The 21,573-nt window shown below is 72.1% G+C and carries 19 protein-coding genes and 1 pseudogene; 11 read left to right on the top strand and 9 right to left on the bottom strand.

Annotated elements, in window-relative coordinates:
• Positions 1 to 7 precede the first annotated feature (7 nt).
• The 7 genes from AB0L59_RS34650 to AB0L59_RS34620 form a co-directional block, all read right to left on the bottom strand.
• On the bottom strand, positions 8 to 571 hold the full coding sequence (locus tag AB0L59_RS34650) for a winged helix-turn-helix domain-containing protein (RefSeq protein WP_365590632.1): 564 nt from the start codon (positions 569 to 571) through the stop codon (positions 8 to 10).
• 304 nt (positions 572 to 875) lie between these two features.
• Positions 876 to 1,184 (bottom strand): helix-turn-helix transcriptional regulator, encoded by a 309-nt coding sequence (locus tag AB0L59_RS34645; protein WP_365590631.1) that lies wholly within the window; start codon positions 1,182 to 1,184, stop codon positions 876 to 878.
• A 970-nt stretch (positions 1,185 to 2,154) separates the two neighbouring features.
• A complete protein-coding gene (locus AB0L59_RS34640; protein ID WP_365590630.1) occupies positions 2,155 to 3,351 on the bottom strand; it encodes a cytochrome P450 in 1,197 nt (398 codons plus the stop codon).
• A gap of 31 nt (positions 3,352 to 3,382) precedes the next feature.
• Positions 3,383 to 4,738, bottom strand: coding sequence for an FAD-dependent oxidoreductase (locus AB0L59_RS34635; RefSeq protein WP_365590629.1), 1,356 nt, complete (start codon positions 4,736 to 4,738; stop codon positions 3,383 to 3,385).
• Positions 4,728 to 4,937: a ferredoxin gene (locus AB0L59_RS34630; protein WP_365590657.1), complete on the bottom strand. Its 210-nt coding sequence runs from the start codon at positions 4,935 to 4,937 to the stop codon at positions 4,728 to 4,730. The genes AB0L59_RS34635 and AB0L59_RS34630 overlap by 11 nt, the downstream gene beginning before the upstream one ends.
• A 283-nt stretch (positions 4,938 to 5,220) precedes the next feature.
• Positions 5,221 to 6,360 (bottom strand): extracellular solute-binding protein, encoded by a 1,140-nt coding sequence (locus tag AB0L59_RS34625; RefSeq protein ID WP_365590628.1) that lies wholly within the window; start codon positions 6,358 to 6,360, stop codon positions 5,221 to 5,223.
• Positions 6,361 to 6,485: 125 nt separating this feature from the next.
• On the bottom strand, positions 6,486 to 9,152 hold the full coding sequence (locus AB0L59_RS34620; RefSeq protein ID WP_365590656.1) for a SpoIIE family protein phosphatase: 2,667 nt from the start codon (positions 9,150 to 9,152) through the stop codon (positions 6,486 to 6,488).
• A 421-nt stretch (positions 9,153 to 9,573) separates the two neighbouring features.
• On the opposite strand from AB0L59_RS34620, the gene AB0L59_RS34615 reads away from it, so the two are divergent.
• Positions 9,574 to 10,128: a DoxX family protein gene (locus AB0L59_RS34615; RefSeq protein WP_365590627.1), complete on the top strand. Its 555-nt coding sequence runs from the start codon at positions 9,574 to 9,576 to the stop codon at positions 10,126 to 10,128.
• 473 nt (positions 10,129 to 10,601) lie between these two features.
• Entirely contained in the window at positions 10,602 to 11,429 is an 828-nt protein-coding gene (locus tag AB0L59_RS34610) for a ZIP family metal transporter (RefSeq protein ID WP_365590626.1), read from the top strand.
• A 140-nt stretch (positions 11,430 to 11,569) separates the two neighbouring features.
• Here AB0L59_RS34610 and AB0L59_RS34605 read toward each other — a convergent pair whose 3' ends face one another.
• On the bottom strand, positions 11,570 to 12,163 hold the full coding sequence (locus tag AB0L59_RS34605) for a cation transporter (RefSeq protein ID WP_365590625.1): 594 nt from the start codon (positions 12,161 to 12,163) through the stop codon (positions 11,570 to 11,572).
• Positions 12,164 to 12,307: 144 nt separating this feature from the next.
• Here AB0L59_RS34605 and AB0L59_RS34600 point away from each other — a divergent pair, with 144 nt between their 5' ends.
• From AB0L59_RS34600 to AB0L59_RS34565, 8 genes and pseudogenes are all read left to right on the top strand, one after another.
• The gene (locus AB0L59_RS34600; RefSeq protein ID WP_365590624.1) at positions 12,308 to 13,129 is read left to right on the top strand and encodes a GntR family transcriptional regulator; all 822 of its coding nucleotides are present in this window, start codon (positions 12,308 to 12,310) and stop codon (positions 13,127 to 13,129) included.
• 13 nt (positions 13,130 to 13,142) lie between these two features.
• A complete protein-coding gene (locus AB0L59_RS34595; protein ID WP_365590623.1) occupies positions 13,143 to 13,964 on the top strand; it encodes a sterol desaturase family protein in 822 nt (273 codons plus the stop codon).
• A gap of 279 nt (positions 13,965 to 14,243) precedes the next feature.
• Complete coding sequence (locus AB0L59_RS34590) at positions 14,244 to 14,606, top strand: STAS domain-containing protein (protein ID WP_365590622.1); 363 nt, start codon at positions 14,244 to 14,246, stop codon at positions 14,604 to 14,606.
• 143 nt (positions 14,607 to 14,749) lie between these two features.
• Positions 14,750 to 15,592, top strand: coding sequence for an RNA polymerase sigma factor SigF (locus AB0L59_RS34585; protein ID WP_365590621.1), 843 nt, complete (start codon positions 14,750 to 14,752; stop codon positions 15,590 to 15,592).
• A gap of 50 nt (positions 15,593 to 15,642) precedes the next feature.
• Positions 15,643 to 16,104 (top strand): ATP-binding protein, encoded by a 462-nt coding sequence (locus AB0L59_RS34580; protein WP_365590620.1) that lies wholly within the window; start codon positions 15,643 to 15,645, stop codon positions 16,102 to 16,104.
• A gap of 377 nt (positions 16,105 to 16,481) precedes the next feature.
• Positions 16,482 to 18,068, top strand: coding sequence for a PP2C family protein-serine/threonine phosphatase (locus tag AB0L59_RS34575; RefSeq protein ID WP_365590619.1), 1,587 nt, complete (start codon positions 16,482 to 16,484; stop codon positions 18,066 to 18,068).
• A pseudogene (locus AB0L59_RS34570) lies at positions 18,065 to 18,917 on the top strand (B12-binding domain-containing protein); the annotation flags it as partial. The gene AB0L59_RS34575 and the pseudogene AB0L59_RS34570, both read left to right, overlap by 4 nt.
• Before the next feature lie 151 nt (positions 18,918 to 19,068).
• Complete coding sequence (locus AB0L59_RS34565; protein WP_365590618.1) at positions 19,069 to 19,401, top strand: STAS domain-containing protein; 333 nt, start codon at positions 19,069 to 19,071, stop codon at positions 19,399 to 19,401.
• 307 nt (positions 19,402 to 19,708) lie between these two features.
• On the opposite strand, the gene AB0L59_RS34560 is transcribed toward AB0L59_RS34565, so the two are convergent.
• Positions 19,709 to 20,194, bottom strand: coding sequence for a MarR family transcriptional regulator (locus AB0L59_RS34560; protein ID WP_365590617.1), 486 nt, complete (start codon positions 20,192 to 20,194; stop codon positions 19,709 to 19,711).
• Between the two features lie 154 nt (positions 20,195 to 20,348).
• On the opposite strand from AB0L59_RS34560, the gene AB0L59_RS34555 reads away from it, so the two are divergent.
• Complete coding sequence (locus tag AB0L59_RS34555) at positions 20,349 to 21,521, top strand: PP2C family protein-serine/threonine phosphatase (protein ID WP_365590616.1); 1,173 nt, start codon at positions 20,349 to 20,351, stop codon at positions 21,519 to 21,521.
• Positions 21,522 to 21,573 lie beyond the last annotated feature (52 nt).

Raw genomic sequence — 21,573 nt, 5'->3', positions numbered from 1 at the left:
CTCAAGGTCAACGGCAAGGTGTGGTGGTGGTGTTCTCTCGCAGGTCGGGCACGTACTTGTAGCCCACGCGCCGCACGGTGACGATCCGGTGCCGGTGAGCCGCGCCCAGCTTGCGGCGCAGGCGCGCGATGTGGACATCGACGGTGCGGCCGTCGCCGATGTGCTCGTAGCCCCAGATGCCGGCCATCAGCTGCTCGCGCGCGTGCACCCGGTGGGGATGGCGAACAAGATGCGCCAGCAGCCCGAACTCCAGGTAGGTGAGGTCGAGTTCGCGTCCGCCCACCTCCGCGACACGTCGTGCGGGATCGATGCGGACCGTACCGCTGGCCGGCTGCCCCACGGGAGGCGGGTTCGTGTGGGGGACCGGCCGGATCTCCGGCCGTGTCACGTCCTTGGCGAAGAGCTCGGCGGGGTCGGTGCCCTCGGGGACGAGCACGAGGTAGCCGGCCAGAGGAGCGGATCCGTCCACGTCGCCGCTGCCCTGCGGGCCGGGTGCGCCGAGGTGGAGACGGCGCGGGTCGGGAAGCGCTGGAACCGCGGGGGTGGGCTGGGCCGGAAGTGCCGTGGTCATGGCGGTCGTCCTTCGGAAGTACGTCGGGCCCTCGGGCGCGGCGGGAAGGGATTCGCCTGATCACCCGGGAGGAGGGAGAAGGAGCGGAGCGGCACGCGCGAAGGTGTGACTGCGTGCCTACACGCGACAGCAGGCGGCACTGACGACGTGACCAAAGTCGACATGCCGACGACGAACGAGTCGTTGCTGCGCGTGGGGCATGCACCTCATCCTGCGCACCCCGCGGGGGACCGTCAATGTTTCCCTAGTAAATCGATGGGAAATGTAGGGAACGCCACACCGGGGGTGGGCCGGACCGCGGCGCTCACGGCCGGTACAGTCGCCCCGGCGCGTCGCGCAGGGCCGCCCGGGAGGTGACGCCCAACTTCGGGAAGAGCTGGTAGAGATGTGTCGAGACGGTCCGTGGGGACAGCAGGAGCCTCTCCCCGATCTGCTTGTTGGTCAGGCCGGTGGCCGCCAGGCGGGCGATCTCCCACTGCTGCGGCGTCAGAGTGGGACCACCGGGCAGGGCGCGGGTGTGCACCGGCATGCCGCAGGCGCGCAGCTCCTTGTCGGCCCGCTCCGCCCACGGATGGGCGCCGAGCCGCCGGAAGGCCGCCGCGGCGGCACTCAAGTGCCGGCGGCCCCGGGCCGGTGCTCTGCCGCGGCGAAGCCGCTCGCCCCATGGGCCCTGACATCACCCGCCGCCGAGTGCTCGCCACCGGTGCCGCCGCCGCGGGCACGGCGGCGCTGCTGGGACCGCTCGGCGCCACCGCTTCTGCCGAAGACCGGCCCGCGGCCGGAACAAGACCGACCGTCGTGCCGGTGCACGGCGGCTTCGCCGACGGCTCCTGCTGGAACGGCGTCATCGAACGCCTTCAGCGCTCCGGCTACCCGACCATCGCCCGCGCCAACCCGCTGCGCGGCCTGCCCACCGACGTTCCCTGCCTCGCCAGTGTCCTGAAGTCGGTCGAGGGCCCGGTCGTCCTGGTCGGCCGCTCCCTACGGCGGCGCCGTCATCACCAACGCCGCGGCCGCAGCCCCCCACGTCACGGCACTGGTCTACATCGCAGCGTTCGTCCCCGACCAGGGCGAGCAGCTCGGCGTCCTGATCGGCAAGTACGCCGGCAGCATCGTCCAGGCCGCGACGCGGGCGGTGGCCTACCCCGACCCCGACGGCACGACCGGCAGCGGCCTGTACCTCGTGGCCGGCAGGTTCCGGGCCGTGTTCGCCGCCGACGTGCCGGCCGCCACCGCGCGCCTCATGCAGGCCACCCAACGGCCGTCAGCGCCTCGTCCTTCACCGATGTCACCACCGCGGCGGCCTGGCGCACCATCCCCTCCCGGGCCTGGTCGCGGGCGACGACAAGGCCATCCCGCCCCCCTGAAACGCTTCTTCTACCAGCGTGCGGGCGCCCGCGGCGTCGTCGAGGTGCCCGGGGCGTCCCACGTCGCCATGATCAGCCACCCGGGCGCGACCGCCCGCCTCATCGAGGACGCGGCCAGGGCCACCACCTGACCTCCGCCCACCCGGCCTCGGTCCGCACCACGTCGGGCCGGGGCACCGGGCGTCACGTCCGCGTGCCCGTGGCCGCTGTGCGATCTCACAGCTGGACGGTCAGATGACGCGGGCCCCGCAGCATGGCGTTCTCGCGGTAGGGGGGCGGATCCTGGACCAGGCCGGCCGAGCCGAGATGGGGGATCAGCGCGCCGAGTGCTGCCTGGGCTTCGAGGCGGGCCAGGGGCGCGCCGTAGCAGAGGTGGATGCCGCTGCCGAAGCCGAAGTGCTCGATGTCCGGGCGGGTGGGATCGAACCGGTCGGGCTCGTGGAACCGCTTGGGGTCACGGTTGCCGGAGGCGAGAGCCAGGATGACGGAACCGCCCTGAGGGATGGTGGTGCCGGCGACGTCGAGGTCGACGTGCGGGATGCGTTCACGCATGTGGACCGGTGGCTCGTAGCGCAGCAGCTCCTCGACCGCGTGCGGCAGCAGCTCGGGTTCGCGCCGCAGCAGGTCCAGTTGCTCGGGCCGGCGCAGGAGGGTGAGTACACCGTTGGTGATGAGGTTGACCGTGGTCTCGTGTCCGGCGATGAGGAGCAGTACAGCGGTTTCGGCGAGCTCCTCCCGGGTGAGCCGCAGGGCCGGGTCGGGCTCGTTGGCGAAGGCGGAGAGCATGTCGTCGCTCGGATCGCCGCGGCGCTGCTCGGCGAGGTTCACCAGGTACCCGCCCATCTCCATCCGCGCCTGGTCGCCGGCCTTGTCGGTCTCCGTGGCGTCGTCCCCGGGCCTGACGTCGGCGGACGCGACGATCGCGTCGGACCAGGCCCGGAAGAGCGGCTCGTCCTCGCGCGGCACCCCCAGCAGGCGGCAGATCACCGTGACGGGCAGCGGGTAGGCGAAGTCGTCGACGATGTCGACCTGCCGGCCCGCCTCGAAGCAGGTCATCAGGTCCTTGGTGATCCGGTCGATCTCGCCGCGCATGCCGTCCACGCGGCGGGGGCTGTGCGGCGGGCCGAAGGGCCGCATCGCCAGCGTGCGAAGTCTGTGGTGTTCGGGATCGTCGAGCCGCAGGAAGGGCGGCTTGTGGGGCACTTCGCTGCGGCTACGGGTGCCGGTGCGGGGGTCGGCACTCATCCGTGGGTCGTGGAGCAGCGCGGCGATGTGGTGGTAGGTGCCGATCAGGTAGCTGCCGTCGGCCTGCCGCACCACGGGACCCGCCTCGCGGAGTTCCTCGTACAGCGGGTAGGGGTCGGGGCGGCTGGCGTGGTCGGTGATCCGGGCCAGCAGTGTCGCGGAGTCCATGGTGGCTCCTCGTGATGGGGCGGGACGTGGGCTACACCACCGTCAGCCGGCGGCCGGGCAGGTGACCGGTGAGCGCCACGGTCGGACCGTGGGACAGCACCGAGGGATCGGGCACATCGGAGGGGATCGCGACGTCGGCCGTCAGCGCCCGGTCCGCCGCACCGGGTGGGGGCGGGAACGGAGCGGCCGTCTCGATCAGGTGCCGGTAGTAGTCGAGCGACTTGGCCATGTCGACGGTGACCGCGGCGGTGACCCGTCCCCGGTAGCCGTAGACCATGGCCAGCCGGCGCGCCTCCAGGGAACCCTGGGCGACGGCCACGTGGTCGGAGTAGGTGGGTACGCCGACCGACTTGATGTTGAGCCCGAACTGGGTCGACCAGAACGTCGGGATCGACAGGTGCGGGCGCCGCAGCGGCCCGGGGTTGACCATGTTGTGGGCCGCCACCTCGGCCTGCTCGACCGCGTTCCCCCAGTGTTCCAGGGAGAGCATCTGGTACCCGAACAGCGGGTGGGGGAAGCGGGAGACGTCGCCGGCCACGAAGACGTCGTCGGTGACGATCCCGTACATGTCGAAGGCACGGCACCCGGCGTCGCAGGCGATCCCGCGCGGGCCTGCCGCGAGCCCGGAGTCCGCCAGCCACTCGACGTTGCGGACGGCGCCCAGCGCCACGACGCACACGTCCGCCTCGACGCGGCTGCCGTCGGACAGATCCGCACCGGTGAAGGCGCCGTTGCCGTTCAGCGCGGTGACCGTCACCCCGGTACGCAGGTCCACGCCGTGGTTGCGCTGCATGACGGCCGCCAGCTTCGACAAGGTGCCGCCGAGCGCACCCACCAGGGGCGCCGGGCCGCGTTCGGCGACCGTCACCTCGAGTCCCAGTTCCCGGCAGGCCGAGGCGATCTCCGAGCCGGTGAAGCCGGCGCCGATCACCAGCACCCGCTCCGGCCGCGCGGCCAGCCGGTCGGCCAGGCCCCCGCCGTCCTCGCGCGTGCGCAGCGTGAACACGCCGTCCAGGGCGCCCTCCTCCGCATCGGGCCAGGGCCGCGCCCGCGTCCCGGTGGTGATCAGCAGCCGGTCGTACGACAGCGCCTCCCCGTCCTCCAGCAGTACGCGTTTCGCCAGCAGGTCCAGCCCCGTGGCGCGGACGCCGAGGCGCCACTCGGCGTCCGGGTCCCGGCGCATCGGCAGCTCGGTGGTGTCCGCCGTCGCCCGCCCCAGCAGCACCTGCTTGGACAGCGGCGGCCGGTCGTAGGGCGGGTGGGGCTCGTCCCCGACCACGGTCAAGGAGCCGGTGAAGCCCTCGGCACGCAGCGCCTCCGCGGCCCTGAGGCCCGCCAGCGACGCACCGACGATGACGATGCGGCCGTCCTTGAGGTCACCGGGCACCACTGCTCACCTCTTCTCCGAGGAGGATCGCCTGCACCGGGCAAGCCGCGGCGGCCTGACGCACGCGCGCGACCTGGTCCTCGGGCACGGCCGTGGCGTACAGCAGCCCCTCCTCGCCGTGCAGCTCGAACACGTCCGGCGCGAGGAACACGCACTGTGCGTAGCCCTGGCAGCGTGTGAGATCGACAACGGTCCGCATGCTCACCACTTCCTCCGCCGTCACGCCCCCTCGTCTCCAGCATGGCCGGATACCCGGGCGCTCGCACGGCGACCGCTGCGAGGGCGCCGCCGGTCAGCCGTCAGCCCCCGGACGCCTGCGATGCCGAGGGAGGCGCTGACGAGGGCAGGGCGGGTGAACCCCCGGCCGTCAGCTCATGGTTCGCCGCGCGCCTCATCTCCCGCGCGCACAGGCCGAGATGAGGGGCGCAGGGAGCGACCGAGGCCCGCCCTCCGGGCGGGCGACGGGAGTTTGACGACAGGGCCTAGCCCGAGACGGCCTTGGCCCAGCCCTTGGCGACCGTCTCCTGCGCCTTCTCCAGCTGTGCGTCCGTCGGGAACTGCGGTGTTCCCTCAACCGCCGGCAGGCGTGCGGCGGCGGCCTTGTCGAGGGTGCCGTCCTGCCTCATGGCGTCCATGAGCACCGGGCGGGCATAGGCGTGCAGCCGGAGGTTCTGGCCCTCGGGGCTGAAGAGGTACTCCTGCCACAGGCGGGCAACCGCCGGGTGCGGGGCGGTCCTGTTGATCGCCAGCGCGAAGTACTGGGCGAAGCTGCCGTCGAAGGGGATCGCGACCTGCCAGTTCACGCCCTTGTCGCGCAGCTGGTCGGCGTAGTGGAGGTTGACGTAGTCCCAGTTGATGCTGATGGGGGTCCGGCCGCTGGCGACCGTCGCCGAGTTGGAACCGAGAGGGTTGAAATTGCCTCTCTTCGCGAGCTCGGCGAAGAAGTCGAGGCCGGGCTGGACGTTGTCGAACGACCCGTTGTTCGCCAGCGCGGCCGCGTAGACACCGGCGAAGGCCGTGGCGGACCCGGTCGGGTCGCCTTCGAGCGCGACCTTGCCCCGGTATCCCGGTTTGAGCAGATCGGCGAACGTCTCCGGACACGGCTTGACCCGGTTGGCGTCACAGCCGATGGAGATGTAGCCCCCGTAGTTGTTGTACCAGCGGGCCTTCGGATCCTTCTGACTGTCGGGGATCGAGTCGTAGGCGATGACCCGGTACGGCGCCAGCAGGTTCTCCGCCGCGGCCTTCCGCGCGAACGTGTCGCCCACGTCGATCACGTCGGGTGCCGTCGGCCGGTTCCCCCTCTTCCTCAGCGCGTCGATCTCGTTCTCGCTGTGGCCCAGCGGATCCTCGACCGTGACCCTGATCCCGTACTTCTTCTGGAATCCGTTGATCAGTCCGCCGTAGTTGGCCCAGTCGCGCGGCAGAGCGATCGCTCGGAGCGTGCCCTCCCGCTTCGCCGCGGCCACCAGCGCGCGCATGCCGCCCACGTTCGCGGCGGACGTGGCCACCGACGGGTTCGCGGGTCCGGCGGGTGGCGCGTGCTCACAGGCACTCAGGCCCAGTGCCGCGAGAGCGAAGCAGCCGAGGACCGCCGCTGCTCGGGCACACGGTGTGGTCACGACTGCTCCAGAGGTGCGGGGCCACCTTCCTTGCGTCCACCCCGTGGACGAAGTGGTCCTCGAGGCCAGCGTACCCGGCCGCCCCGATGCCGGAATCGCGCCCGGACGGCCCACGGCGGCGCATTTCACAGTGCCGTGTCGTCCCACTGCTCCAGCAGGGTCTCGCCGAGCCCTTCCGTGTCCGGCGTGGCGCCGCGGCGCAGGGACTGTTCGGCCCAGATGACCTTGCCGGTGGGCGTGTAGCGGGTCCCCCAGCGTTCGGCGAAGCGGGCGACCAGGAACAGTCCGCGGCCGCCTTCGTCGGTGACCTTCGCCCGCCGCAGCCGCGGCGAGGTGCTGCTGCCGTCCGAGACCTCGATGATCAGGGTGCCCGGGCCGGGACTGCCGATCGGGACCGTGCGGAGCAGCCGGACGGCGATGGGCTCGCCGCCGTGGCGGACGGCGTTGGTGATCAGCTCGCTGAGAATGAGTTCGGCGGTGAAGGCGGCCTCCTCCAGCCCCCACTCCGTCAGCCGGCGGGCGCAGGCGGCGCGCACCGGGGCGACCGCCGCCGGGTCCCGGGGCACGTCCCACTCTGCGACCTCTTCCGGTCCGAGCCGGCATGTACGGGCCACCAGCAGCGCGATGTCATCCCTGGGACGGTCGGACAGCATGGCCTCCATCACCGCGGCGCAGGTGGCCTCCGGTGTGCGACCGGGCCCCGTCAGAGCGGCGCGCAGCGCCTCCAGACCGGCGTCCAGGTCTCGGGTGCGGTCCTCGATCAGTCCGTCGGTGAAGAGCACCAGCCGGGCACCCTCGGGCACGGTGAGCTCGGCGGTCTCGACGGGCAGGCCGGCGCCGAGGCCCAGAGGCGGGGAGACCGGCAGCTGAGGGAAGTCGACGGTCCCGTCGGGACGGACCACGGCCGGTCCCGGATGGCCGGCGGTAGCGATGGCCAGCCCCCCGGAAGTGGGGTCGTAGACGGCGTACTGGCAGGTCGCCCCCGTGACCGTCGCCTGCCCGTCCGCCGCGGTGGCGGCCTCCTCGGCATCGATCTGTGCCACCAACTCGTCCAGCCGGCCCAGCAGCTCCTCCACGGGCAGGTCCAGGCTGGCGAAGTTGTGTACGGCGGTGCGCAACCGGCCCATGGTCGCCGCGGCGTGCAGACCGTGGCCGACGACATCGCCCACGACCAGTGCCACCCGGGTGCCGGACAGCGGGATGACGTCGAACCAGTCCCCGCCCACCCCCTCCCGGGCCGGCAGGTAGCGGTAGGCCACGTCCAGGGCCGACTGCTCGGGGAGCGCGCGTGGCAGCAGGCTGTGCTGCAGGGTGACGGCCATGGCGTGTTCGCGGGTGTAGCGGCGGGCGTTGTCGATGCACACCGCCGCCCGGGCGGCCAGCTCCTCGGCGAAGGACACGTCCTCGTCCTCGAACGGCGGGGAGCCCTTCGCGCGCCAGAAGTCGACCACTCCCAGCACCACGCCGCGTGATCGCAAGGGGACCACGAGCAGGGAGTGGATGCCGTGATCGAGGATCCGCCGGGCGTGTCCGGGTTGCTGGGCCTGCCAGTCGACGGAGACGCTCAGATCCTCGACCATGACCGGTCGGCCCTCGGCCAGCGCCGAGGAGACGGGGTGGGCCGGGACGAACCGGATCAGCTCGCGGACGCGGTGCAGCGGATGGTCCGTGTCGAGACCGGCGACGGCACTGCGGCGCAGCTCGGTGATCCCGTCGGCGGCACCGGAGGACTCCTCGCCGCGCAGGACCGCGTCCAGCAGATCGACGGTGGCGACGTCGGCGAACCGGGTCACCGCCACCTCGGCCAGTTCCTCGGCCGTGCGCTTCACGTCGAGCGTGGTGCCGATCCGCATGCCGGCGTCGTAGAGCGACTGCAGCCGTTCGCGTGCGACCTCCGCCCGGCCGGAGAGGGCCCGCAGCTCGGTGGTGTCCCGGAGCGTCACCACGCTGCCGGCCGGTCCGTGAGGCGCGGTGAGCCGCTTGCTGACCGCGAGCAGCCGGTCGGCCGCCAGGTACACCTCGTCGGTGGCGGGGCGGTCGGAGGTCAGCAGCCCGGTGAGGTTGTCGTCCAGGCCCAGATCGGTGACGTGCCGCCCCTCCGCGTCCGCCGGCAGGTCCAGGAGCCGTCGTGCCTCGTCGTTGGCCAGCAGCAGCCGGCTGTCACCGCCGACGATCAGCACTCCTTCCCGCACGGCGTGCAGCACCGCGTCGTGGTGCTCGTACATCCGGGTCATCTCCGTCGGCCCCAGGCCGTGGGTCTGCCGCCGCAGCCGTCGGCTGACCAGGCCCGACCCGCCTGCGGCGACGACGAGGGCCATGGCGGCGCCGCCGACGAGGACCGGGAGCTGCTGGTTCACCCGGTGCTGCACCGTCTCGACCGTGACGGGCACGGAGACGATGGCGATGACCGAGCCGTTCGGACCCCTGACGGGAACCGCCGAGATCACGGAGAGCCCCAGCGAGCCCTTGAACGTACTCGTGAACGACTTGCCACTGGCCGCCGCGGCGTACGGCCCGATGACGCGTTGGCCGATCTGATGCGGGTCGCTGTGGGTGAGGGTGATCCCGTTCAGCCCGTACACGATGATGGCGTCGACGCCCGCGGCCTTCCGGGCCGCCTCGGCGTGCGGCTGCAGCACCGCGCTCGGGTGCGCGCTGGTCAGCGCCGCCACGACGCCCGGAGAGTTCGCGAACGTCTGCGCCGTGGTGAGCGTCCGGTGGCGGGCGTCCGCCATGACGTCGCGTTGGGCCTGTACGACGAGCGCCACCAGTGCGGCGGCGACGAGGAGCATCACGACCGCCAGCTGGAGCAGGAAGACCTGGCCGGCGAGACTGTGCACGCTCAGCAGCGAACCGGGCCGCCTCGCCCTTCCCCCCTGACGGGACCGACCGCGTCGAGAAGTCCGCATGGGCGCATCAGGCACAGGGTGCCCGAATTGATCCGGAACTTCGCTCATGCTCCCTTTCTATCGTTTCCGGGCGGCACACCACGAAGCGACGGCGGCGAACCGGTGCCCGCACGGGCGACGACGAGCGCCCAGGAGGGGGTCAAGGGCTGTCACCCGCCGGAGCGAGGCCGCCGCGATCAGGCGGCTCCGCCTGTTCCTGCGGTCGCCCGATGTGCGAGGTCGCCGCGCGTGCGGAAGTATCGGTACGGGCGGGATGCAGCCTGCGCCGAAGCGCGGGATCCGGCGTCCGTACCGGAGCGTTCTCATGACGAAGCGCAACACGGGTTCGCCTTCGGCTTCCACGCCACCGGCGGCACGGCAAGCCGGCGGACCGCCGCTGTCCGCCGCCGACTGCGGACTTCTGCTCGTCCGTCTGGCCTTCGGCCTGTTCATGGCGGGGCACGGCTCGCAGAAGCTCTTCGGCCTCTTCGGGGGGCACGGCGTGACGGCCACCGGCAAGGGGTTCGACGCCCTGGGTTACCACCCGGGGAAGGTCTTCGCGGTGATCTGCGGCCTCTCGGAGTTCCTCGGCGGCCTCGGACTGGCCGTCGGGCTGTTCACACCGCTCGCCGCCGCCGCGCTGATCGGCGTGATGATCAACGCCATGGCGACCGTCACCGCGGCTCACGGCCTGTGGGAAACGGGCGGGGGAGTGGAGTACGGCGTCTGTATCGCGGTCGTGGCCCTGGCCGTCGCCGCGATCGGTCCAGGGCGGCTGGCCCTCGACCGGTTCTTCCGCTGGGGCGCCGGTGGCTGGCCGGAGGCCGGCTTCGCCCTGGGGCTCGGAGGTCTCGCTGCCGCGGTCGCCCTGAACCTGTGAAGGTGTCAGGAGCCCCGCCATCGAGTGCGATCCCCCGACCGGGGCGTCGTCTCCCCGCCAGCAGGTGGTCCCCTCGGCCGCGGCGGCAGGTCCGCAGGCGCCGTCACCGCGCAGTTCGACGCGGCGGGAGTCGGTCCGCGGGACGAGCACCGCCGAGGTCCTAATCGCTTCCGAGATGGTGCAGACGGTCGGCCGGGAAAGCCCGGTCGGCGGCGCAGACAAGCTCCGGGGCCTCGGGCCTCGAGGGGATTGAAGGGGGCGGTCGCGCGGCCGCAGCGGATGGGCGCGGTGCGCTCCCGCCCGCATCCGAACTCAGGTGAGTCCGGCGAATGGGGGCGAATCCACGGCGGCTCGCCGTATCTCCGGCAATGGCTTGGCCAAACTTTGCTGAAGGGGACCCCGGCAGCTTGTTAGGTAAGCCTTGCCTGTTCTACGGTCTGTGCGTTTTCTGTGCACGTCAGACCGGAGTCACCATGTCCAGCGGCAACATCGTCCTGCTCGGCGCCATCGCAGGCTTCACCATCTACCTCGGCCTGCCCGTCGGCCGCCTGCGCAGGCCCACCCCTCGCCTCAGGGCCGGTCTGAACGCCGTGGCCATCGGCATTCTGGTCTTCCTCGTCTGGGACGTGTTGGCCCACGCGTGGGAACCGGTCGACGAAGCACTCGGCAAGCACGCCTGGGGAACGGTCGCCTCCGGAGGCGGCACCCTGGCCGTGGGCCTGGCCGTCGGGCTCGCCGGACTCGTGCACTACGACGCCTGGATCGCCCGCCGCCGGACGGCCGGCGCGCGGCCCGCGGGCCCCGGCGCGGCCGCCGCCGCCGAGTTGGCCCCGAAGGCTCGCAGCCAGGCGAGTTCGCTCGCCCTGATGATCGCCACCGGCATCGGCCTGCACAACTTCGCGGAGGGCCTGGCCATCGGCAACTCCGCCGCCCGGGGCGAACTCTCCCTCGCCCTCCTGCTGGTCATCGGATTCGGCCTGCACAACGCCACCGAGGGCTTCGGCATCGTCGCCCCGCTCGCCGCGGAGGGCGAACGCCCGTCCTGGCTCAGCCTGCTGTGGCTCGGCCTGATCGGCGGCGGCCCCACCTTCCTCGGCACGCTCGTCGGCCGGCACCTGGTCGACGACACCCTGTCGATCGCCTTTCTCGGCCTCGCCGCCGGCTCGATCCTCTACGTCGTCATCGAGCTGCTGGCCGTGGCCCGCAGGACCGGCCTGAAGACGCTCACCACCTGGTGCATCCTCCTCGGCCTCCTGCTCGGCTTCGCCACCGACGCGGTCGTCACGGCCGCGGGCGCCTGAGCCGAGGCGAGTCGGCCGGTGCGAGGCTGCCCGCCGCCGCACCGGCCGCCGACCGCCCCGGTGGTGCCGGGGGCACGGGTCACCGCCGGCCTCCGGCTGCCCGGAAGTGACCGGCCCGCCGACAGTCCGAGGGCCGCGGTTCACCGGTTTGCGTGGATCTCCCGCACCTCGCGCACTGCGTAGTGGACGAGGACGTATCCGGCAGCCGGGTCCGCCCACCACCAGCCGAGGGCGCTGTTCAGGGCGAGGCCGAGGAGGACGGCCACGGCGAGGAGCCCGTCGATCAGGGTGACGCGGCCCTCGGTCCGCAGAACCGGATTGTTCAGCGCGGCGCCGGTGCGGACCTTTCCTGCCGCGAGCGCGAACATCACCGCGGCGGTGGCGGCGGTCCAGGCGATGCCGAGAGGCGAGTGTCGCGGGTGGAAGCCGGTGGCCAGGACGACGGTGGACTGGACGACCAGGTAGCCGGCGAGCAGGGCGAAGCCGACGCCGATCAGGCGCAGCGCGCGGCGTCGGCGGTCTTCGCCCGTGCCGGAGAGTTCCCAGATCACCACGGTGGAGGCGCCGATCTCGATCAGGGAGTCCAGGCCGAACCCGGCCAGGGCCACCGACTTCGCGGTGACGGCCGCGAGGGCCAGCACCCCGAGGCCGATCAAGTTCCAGCCCAGGGTGATGTATTCGAGTGCGAAGCCCCGGCGGAGCAGGAGCCTGGCGGTGTCGTGAGCGGTGGTCACCAGCCGATTCTCACACCGGACGTGACGTCGGGGAGCACCGCCTGTTTCCTCGCGGCCACGTCCCCGTTCGCCGACCTTCCGTGACGCGCGGCCGAGCCTCGTCCCGGGTGGTTCGCCATGCGGCATGAGGCAGTTGGTGACCGCATGAGTGTCAGGTCCGTACGCCGGTGGCGGGCCCTGCGCGCGGAACGCCGCGAAAAAAACTGGTCCAACCAGTTGACCAGTGTGCCCGCCGCGCTCACCCTGATCGCCATGACTCAGGGACTCATCCGGCGCGGGGCGGTCTCCGACCAGCTCTTCGCCGTGCTGCGCGACCGGATCCTCGGCGGGTACCTGCCGGCCGGTGCCGCGCTCACTGCCGAACGGGACCTGGCAGCCGAGTTCGGTGTGAACCGGCACGCCGTCCGCGAGGCCGTCAAACGGCTCCAGCAGGCACGGCTCGTCGAGGTCAGTCACGGCGGTCGCACGCTCGTCCTGGACTGGCGGCACACCGCCGGCCTCGACCTCGCCATGGGCATCGCCGCGGCCGACGCCGGGCCCTCGGTGGAGGACCTCGCCCGCGACGCCCTGGAGATGCGGGCGTGCATCGGCGCCGACGCCGCCCGGCTGTGCGCGCTGCGGTGCTCCGAGGCAACCGCGGGGGAGATCGTCGAGGCCGCGGGCCGGTACGCGCGCACCGGGCCCGATCTGGCCGAACTGGGTGAAGCGGACATCGCCTGGTGGCGGCTGATCGTGGAGGGTTCCGGGAACGTCGCGTATCTGCTGGCCTTCAACAGCCTGGTGGGCGGCACGCTCCCGGTCGCCGACGTGCCGGACGACCTGCGGACCGCGGAACTCCTCGACGTCGAAGCGCATCAGCGGCTGGCGGCGCACATCACGGCGCGCGAGTCCGCGGCGGCCGAACGACTGGCACGCGAACTGCTGTCCCGCAGCGTGCCCGCGACGCCGCGGAAGGCGGTGCGCTGACATGATCCCGGCCGTGGTCTACGCGATACCGGCGTTCGTGCTGCTGGTCGTCGTCGAGGCACTGTCCTACCGCTTCCTGCCGGACGACGACGAACGCGGCTACGAGCTGCGGGACACCGTCACCAGCATGTCCATGGGTGCCGGCAGCCAGGTCGTCGCGGTGCCGTGGAAGGCGGTGACGATCCTGCTGTACGCGGGTGTCTACACCCTCGCCCCCTGGCATCTGCGGCCGTCGTCCGCGTCGACGTGGGTGCTGCTGTTCTTCGGTGACGACCTGGCGTACTACGCCTTCCACCGCGCCCATCACCGGGTGCGGGTGCTGTGGGCGAGCCACGTGGTCCACCACTCCAGCCTCCGCTTCAACCTCTCGACCGCGCTGCGCCAGAGCTGGACACCGATGACGGGCCTGCCCTTCTGGCTGCCGCTGGCACTGCTCGGCATTCCGCCGTGGATGATCCTGTTGCAGCAGGCCTTCAGCCTCGTCTACCAGTTCTTCCTGCACACCGAACGGGTGGACAAGCTGTGGCGGCCGGTGGAGTGGTTCTTCAACACGCCCTCCCACCACCGCGTCCACCACGGCTCCAACAACGTCTACCTGGACCGCAATTACGGGGGCATCCTCATCGTCTGGGACCGGCTCCTCGGCACGTTCGAACCGGAGGGCGAGCGGGTGGTGTACGGCCTGACGAAGAACATCGACACCTACAACCCGGTGCGGGTGGCCTTCCACGAGTTCGCGGCCGCCTGGCGCGACGTCCGCGGGGCGCGGCGCTGGCGCGACCGTGCCGGGTATCTGTTCGGGCCGCCCGGCTGGGTGCCCGGCGCCGAGCTGTGACGTGCCGCCACCGAGCGTCGTCCCCCGCCGGGCGGGTGCTCTCGCCGTCACCGGTGGCGCGCGTCGTTCCGGCCCCGGCCCGCCTCGGTCGCGCCGCCGCCGGGAACGCCGCCCGGTGGGTGCGCGGGGCGATCTCGCCGCTCTTGGCGCGGGCCGCCCGGCGGGGCTCACCCGGCCGGCGGGGACGCGGCGAGAGGTGCGCATCCGCCCATGTCACGAGCGTGGCCAGGTGCGAGGGCGGGGTCGCCTCCGCGCGTCGGAGGATGGCAGGATGACGGAATGCGGTGGGAGTCAGAGACGGTCGTGCGGGTCCGACGGCACCGTCGAGTCTTCGAGGTCGTGGTGCGCGGCGAGATCGACTACGACGAGAGCGACCTGCTCAACGCTGCCTGGGACGAGGCGGACGAGTGCGATCTGCCGGCCACTGTCGTGGATCTCACCGGACTGACCTTCGGCGACAGCCAACTGCTCCGTTCCCTGCTCGACGCGCGTCGGCGCCATCAGGCGAACGGCCGCGCGTTCGTCCTCCTCGGCCCTCTGCAAGAGAGTGTCACCAGGCTGCTCAGCATCAGCGGCACCCTGGAGCACTTCACCCTCGCCGACTCCCGCGACCAGGCGGTGCGAACCACCGGCGGCTGGTGAGGGATGCCCGCGCGCCGCGAAGACCGGCGTGATCGCCGTACGGCAGGAATGTGCGGCGCAGGCGCGGGTAAACGGGCGTGGGCAGCAGATCGTCGCCATGGGCGGCGCGCGTACGAAAGGGGAGCGCCTTGACTGCGGTGGGCATGGCGAAGACGGACGTGTGTGCGGCGGACGGGACGGCGGAGGTGCCGGAACTCACCGACCCGGCCGCCGTGGCCCCCGAGGACGCCCGCGAGTTGTCGAAGGCGTTCTTCGCACAGCTGGCACGGCTGGAGGAGGGCACGCCGGAGTACCAGTACGCGCGCAACACGCTGATCGAGATGAACATGTCCCTGGTCCGCTTCGCGGCCGGCCGGTTCCGCAGCCGCGGGCCGGAGGAGATGGAGGACATCGTCCAGGTCGGCATGATCGGGCTGATCAAGGCGATCGACCGGTTCGAGCTGTCCCGCGAGGTGGAGTTCACCTCCTTCGCCGTGCCGTACATCGTGGGCGAGATCAAGCGGTTCTTCCGGGACACCTCCTGGGCGGTGCACGTGCCGCGGCGGCTGCAGGAGGCCCGGGTCCAACTGGCGCGCGCCACCGAGGAGCTGCGCAGCCGGCTGGGCCGTACCCCGTCCGTCAAGGAGCTGTCGGAGCTGATGTCCCTGTCCGAGCAGGAGGTGGTCGAGGCCCGGCTGGCGTCCAACGGCTACAACTCGGCCTCCCTGGACGCGGCGATCGGCGGGGGTGAGGACGGCGAGACCGCGCTGCAGGACTTCATCGGGACCGAGGACGCGGCGCTGGAACTGGTGGAGGACTTCCACGCCCTCGCGCCGATGGTCGCCGAGCTGGACGAGCGCGACCGGCTGATCCTGCATCTGCGCTTCGTGGAGGAACGCACCCAGGCCCAGATCGGCGAACGGCTGGGAGTCTCCCAGATGCACGTCTCCCGGCTGCTCTCCCGCACGCTCAAGCGGCTCAGGGAAGGGATGCTGGCCACGACGTGACACGCAGGGGCCCGAGGCATGGAGTCCGGGAAGCAGAGTAGGGGGGCCAGATGAACTCGGCGCGGACGACGTCCACGGTGTCCGGGAACCGTGCCGACGGCGGATGCTCCGTGCCCGCCGAACCGCTGGTCGCCGCCGCGGAGTTCGACGGGAGCGCCGGCTGCATCGCCGCGGCACGGCACCAGGCCGCGGGGTTCCTGACCCGCGCACAGGCCGAACACGGCGTCGCGGTCTCCGCCCGAGCCCTCGACCTCACGCAGCTCGTCGTCAGCGAAGTCGTCACCAACGCCTGCAAGTACGCCCCCGGACCGATCCGCATGGACCTGCGGATCGCCGCTGCCCGGATCGAGGTCTCGGTGTGGGACTCCGATCCCGTGCTGCCGGTGGCCCGCACCGCCGAACCGGGCCGGGTGGGGCAGCACGGCCTGGAGATCGTCCTGGCCGTCGCCGACGCGTTCGAGGCGCGGCGCGAGCCGCGCGGCAAGAGGATCACCGTCCGTATCGCCCTGTAGGACACCGGGCCCGCCGGAGACGAGGCCGGCCGAGGACCCGGTGCGTACCCGCGGGCGAGCGCGCCTCGCGCTTGGTGAGGTACCCGGCTCACGTACCGTGCCGGGACCGCCAGTTGCCCATGTCCCGCTCCCTCGCGCAGGAGCGACCCCCGTACGGGGTACGCGGCGCGCCAATTGTCACCCGCCGGGCGAAGCGGGTTGCGTCCGAGACCAGGATGCGGAACTGTTGCCACAAGGCATCTATTTCCGAGGGCAGGAAGGTGGTGCGGCGCGCACCACGCGTGCCCCTGCTTGTGTGCGCTTATCGCGGCTCCCCGGCAAGCCCGCGCGACGCCGCTGCCCGGGTCGGTGCGGCGTGGGGCGAGGCTCCCTGCCCCGTGCTGCTCGTCGACCGGCACGGCGGTCTCGTGCAGCTCAACCGGGCCGCCCGGGCCCTTCTGCCACAGGCGTGCGAGGGCGACCGGCTGCACGACATCGCTCCGGCCTGGCTGTCCGATGCCCATCGGCACGTGGTCGACGGCGGGCCCGGTGCCGCGCCGGGCCCGCTCACCGGTGCCATCGACGAGCGCGTCTTCGAGGCGTATCCCTCCCTGTCGGCCGACGGGGACGTGGTGTGGTGGCTGATCGACGACACCGACCGCCGCCGGGCCGAACAGGCCCTGCACAGCGCCCGGGAGCGGACCAGCGTCCTCGCGGAGGCTTCGAGCAGGCTCCTGTCGACGCTGAACGTACCGCGCTGCATGGAGGTGGTCGCCGCCATGGCCGCCGAGCATCTGGCCGAGGCGGCCGTGCTCGTGGCTCCCCCGCACGGCCGGCGCCACACCCTGACGTACGCACATCGCGGCGGCCCGGTCAGCCAGCTGACCCGGAAGATCGAACCGTACAGCGTGCACGGCCTCAGCGAGGCTCTGCAGGGGTTCCCGCCCGTTCCGGCGCGCTGGATCAGTCCCGACGACATCCCGGACTGGCTGCTTCCCGACGGGTTCACCGAGCCGACCGGTTCCGTCATCGTGGCCCCGCTGCCCGGCCACGGCGTGCCGGCCGGGGCGCTGTTCCTGCTGCGCTCCAGCACCAGGAAATCCTTCTCCGACGGAGAGGAGACCTTCGCCCGGCTGTTCGCGGCACGGGCCGGTGCCGCCCTGTCCGCGGCCCGGCTCTACACCGAACAGGCCGCCATCACCGCCACGTTGATGCGAGAGCTGCTCCCCCCGACCCTGGAGCGTGCGCACGGGGTCGAGTACGCGGCCGGATACCGTCCGGCCAAGGACCACGAACGAGTGGGCGGCGACTTCTACGACTTCCACCCGGGCGCCGACCCGGCCGAGGAGACCCTCGTGGTCCTCGGTGACGTCGCGGGCAAGGGCCTCGACGCGGCCGTGCTGACCGGCAAGATCCGCAACACCCTGCATGCGCTGCTGCCCCTCGCCACCGACCACCAGCAGGTCCTGAGTCTTCTCAACGGCGCCCTGCTGACCTCGCATCACGCCCGGTTCGCGACGCTGGTGCTGGCCTCGGTCCGCCGGCGGGGCGGGCGCGTGCAGGCACGGCTGACCAGCGCCGGACACCCGCCGCCGCTGATCGTCCGCAACAACGGCGAGGTGGAGCAGGTCCCCACCCGCGGCACCCTGGTCGGCGCCCTGCCCGTGGTGACCGCTCATACGGTCGAGAGCACGCTGGCGCCGGGGGAGACCTGCCTGCTGTACACCGACGGGATCACCGAGGCGCGCGGCGGGCCGCTCGGTGACGAGTTCTTCGGAGAGGCCCGGCTCAGGCGTGCGCTGGCGGAGTGCGCGGGCATGCCGGCGGAAGCCGTCGTGGAACGGGTCCAGATGCTCGCGGCCCAGTGGCTCGGCGCGGGCCGGCACGACGACATGGCCGTCCTCGCCATCAGCGCGCCCAAGTCCGGTCCGCTGTCGCTCGTGGGTGGCGACACCCGGCAGTCGAAGATCAGGAGAAGCAGGTGAGCCACTCCGCCCAGGCGGCCCCGCCCCGCGAGCGGCTGTGGGAGGCCGTCGCGGCCGGTGACGAGTACGCCGCCGTGGCAGTCGTCCAGGACGCACTGGCCGACGGGATCGACGAGGAGACGGTGCTGCTCGACGTCATCGCCCCGGTGCGGGAGAGGGCCGGCGCGGAATGGGCGGCCGACCGCATCAGAAGTCGCGCAGGAGCACGCCACCACGGCCGTCAGCGAACGGGTGGTCGCCGCTCTGGCCCACCGGCCGCGGGCGAGCGGAGCCGGCCGCACGTCCCGGGGCCGGGTGACCGTCGGTTGCGTGGACGGTGAGTGGCACGCCTTCCCGGCCCGCCTGGTGGCGGAGGTGCTGCGCCTGCGCGGCCGGCAGGTGGACTGCCTCGGCGCCCAGACGCCGACCCCGCACCTCGTCGCCCATCTGCACCACACCGATCCGCGGGCCGTGCTGCTGTCCGGCTCGCTCCCGACCCGGCTGCCGGCCGCTCACACGGCCATCACCGCCTGCCAGGCCGTCGGCGTGCCGGTCCTGGCCGGAGGCGGCGCTTTCGGTCGCGACGGCAGACACGCCTGAGCGCTGGGCGCGGACGCCCGCGGAGCGGCGGACGTGCCGGCGAACGGTCTCCCGCGGCCCGTCCCGGCGGCGGTCCGGCAGGTGGTCGACGATCTGCCGCACCTGGCCGACCAGGAGTACACGATGGTCGTCCACTCCCGTGGCCGGCTGGTGAAACAGACCCTCACCGGCCTGGTGGACCGTTTCCCCGCCATGCGTGCCTACTCCGACGTCCAGCGGGAACGGACCGCCGAGGACATCGCCCACATCGTCGACTTCCTGGCCTCCGCCTTCCCCGTACGTTGCGTCTCCTGCACGAGGGGAGCAGCGCGCTGGGCGCCCGTCCCGGCGACCTCACCGCCGGCCCCGACACCCGCGTATGACCGGATACGTTCCCCCCGACTTCAGCGTGCGGATCACGGAAGAGCGGGCGAGATGCACCGTGCACATCGCGGGTGAGCTGGACTACGACACGAGCGACGAGCTGGTGGAGACGGTCGTCCGGCACCTGCGGCACCGGCCGTACACCAGTGAGGTACGGCTGGATTTCACCGCCCTGACCTGGATCGATTCCTCCGGTGTGGCCGCCTTGCTCATGATTCACCGGACCACCAGCGCCCTCGGTGCCGTCCTGCGTCTGGACAACCGGCCCGGCTTCCTGGATCACCGGCTGCGCCTGACCGACGTCCTCGGCCATCTCACCGGCCCCGTGATTCCCGCCGAGCCTCCCGGTCGCGAGGCGGACGGCGACACCACCCGGGCCGGAGCCACCTGATCCGGAGTTCCCGGATCCCTCCGTGACCGGCGCGTGCGCCGGGAGGCTCACCGGTGCCGCCGAGAGGTGTGCCACACCCGGCGCGGGTCGGGCGCTTCTGGGGGTAAGCGGAGTCGTGGGGAGGCTGTGAGATGCCTCCACATGACCGTCACACGCTTACTGTTGTCGTTTGACAACTATAGCCGAATGGCAACAAAGTAGCCGTGTCGCATGTACACGGGGAAGGAACAGGGATGCTCCGGTCTGCGAAGGCCGCTCCGTGTGCAGGCCACGGTCCTTCGGGAACGACTGCGCAGGGCGGCGTGTTTCAGGCGGACTTGCTGCCGGACCCGTCCGTGTCGTCGTGTATCTGGGCGGCCGCCACGGCACAGAACGCCTCCAGTCCCTCCACGAGGGCGTTCCGTTTCGTCGCCGGCATCAGGTCGAGCACCGCCCGCAACTCCGCCTCCCGGCGTCCCCGCAGGTCGGCGAGGAAGGCGCGGCCCCGGCCGCTCAGGCCCAGCCGGACCTCGCGCCGGTCCTCCGGACTGTTCTCGCGCTCCACGAAGCCGGCCGCCTGCAGTCTGTCGAACAGCCGGCTGGTCGCCGGCGGGGTCGAGGCGAGGGATTCGGCGAGCGTGCGCATGTTGATGCCGTCGTGGTGCTCCAGGATGTGCAGCAGGCGCAGTTGGGACGCGGAGGCGGGCGCGGTGGAGGCCCGGCCCCACAGCACTTCCAGCAGCTCCGCCGCCGTGGAGGTCACGCTTGCGATCTCGTCGGGCTCCGGGCGGCGGTGGAAGGCAGTCACAGTCACACTCTCGCAGGCACTGGGGTGCCCGCCAGCGTACTAGGTGCAGGTGCCGGCGGCAGATGTCCGCGAGCGATCGGCACGCTCCCCCCGGGTGAGGCTCGCCTCGCGCCCGAGGCTCACACGTTGTCCGGCGACAAAGATTGGTTCATTGCGCATCGTGAAGAGATTCATCGCCGCTGAACGCGCCCTGCGGACGGCGGCCTCCCACCAGTTGCCCGACGCCGTCCGCCGCGTACTGACAGAGCAGTACGCGGCGGAGGCCGTCGAGTTCTTGATGGCCGACTACAGCCTGAGCGTGCTGCAGCCGGTCTCCGCGCCGCCGCGGCTGTCGCGGCCGGTGTCGGTGTACAACAGCCCGGCGGGCCGTGCCTTCGGCTCGCAGCGGTGCCACAGCGAGTACGGCCTGGACGGCCGGGTGCGTCTTCATCTGCCGGTCACCGTGCGGGGCGACCGGATCGGTGTGCTGTCGGTGACGCTGCCGGACCGTGACCATGCGCGCCGCGACGAGGCCGAACTGTGCGAGATCGCCGACGTGCTGGGCCGTGAGGTGCTGGTGGCCGAGCGCGACACGGACCTGTATGTGCAGGCACGGCGCAAGGACCGGCTGACGCTCGCCGCCGAGATGCAGTGGCAACTGCTGCCCGGCCGTTCGTGCTCGCGGCCCGAGTACGACCTGGCCGCCCAACTGGAGCCCGCCTACGCCATCTTCGGTGACACCTACGACTGGTCGGCCACCGCCGACCGCCTGATGCTGTACGTCACCAACGGCATGGACGAGGGCATAGAGGCGTCCCTGCTGACCAGCCTGGCCGTCAACGCCCTGCGCAACGCGCGGCGGGCCGGTATCTCCATCGCCGACCAGGCCGCCCTGGCGGACCAGGCCGTCTACGGCCACTACCGCGGACGCTGCCATCTGTCCGCCCTGCTGTTCGACTTCGACCTGGTCACCGGGCGCGTGAGCGTGGTGGACGCCGGCTCCCCGCAGCTGCTGCGCCTGCGCGGCGGGTCCGTGGAGCGGATCGTGTTCGACGCCCAACTCCCGCTCGGCATGTTCGAGGAGACCGACTACGTGGCCCAGGAGTTCCGGGTCGAGCCCGGGGACCGGCTCGTCTTCGTCAGTGACGGGGTCCACGCGGTGGCCTCGCCCCTGGGGGAACCCTACGGAGACGCCGCCCTGACCCGGGCGATCCACTCCACCCGGCTGCTGCCCGCCGCCGAAGTGCCGCGCTCCATCCTGCGCGAGCTGACCAGCCATCGGGACGGGGCCGAGCCGGAGGACGACGCGCTCGTGGTCTGTCTGGACTGGCGTGGAAGGCCGGACGGACACTGACCGCCCGATGCCGCCACGGTCCCGCACGGACGGCCGGAGCCGCCGGCCCGGC

The organism is Streptomyces sp. NPDC052109, assembly GCF_040680195.1.
Taxonomy (GTDB): Bacteria; Actinomycetota; Actinomycetes; order Streptomycetales; family Streptomycetaceae; genus Streptomyces.
Note: the sequence above shows the minus strand (reverse complement) of the source record. Positions and strands in the feature narration are given on the sequence as shown.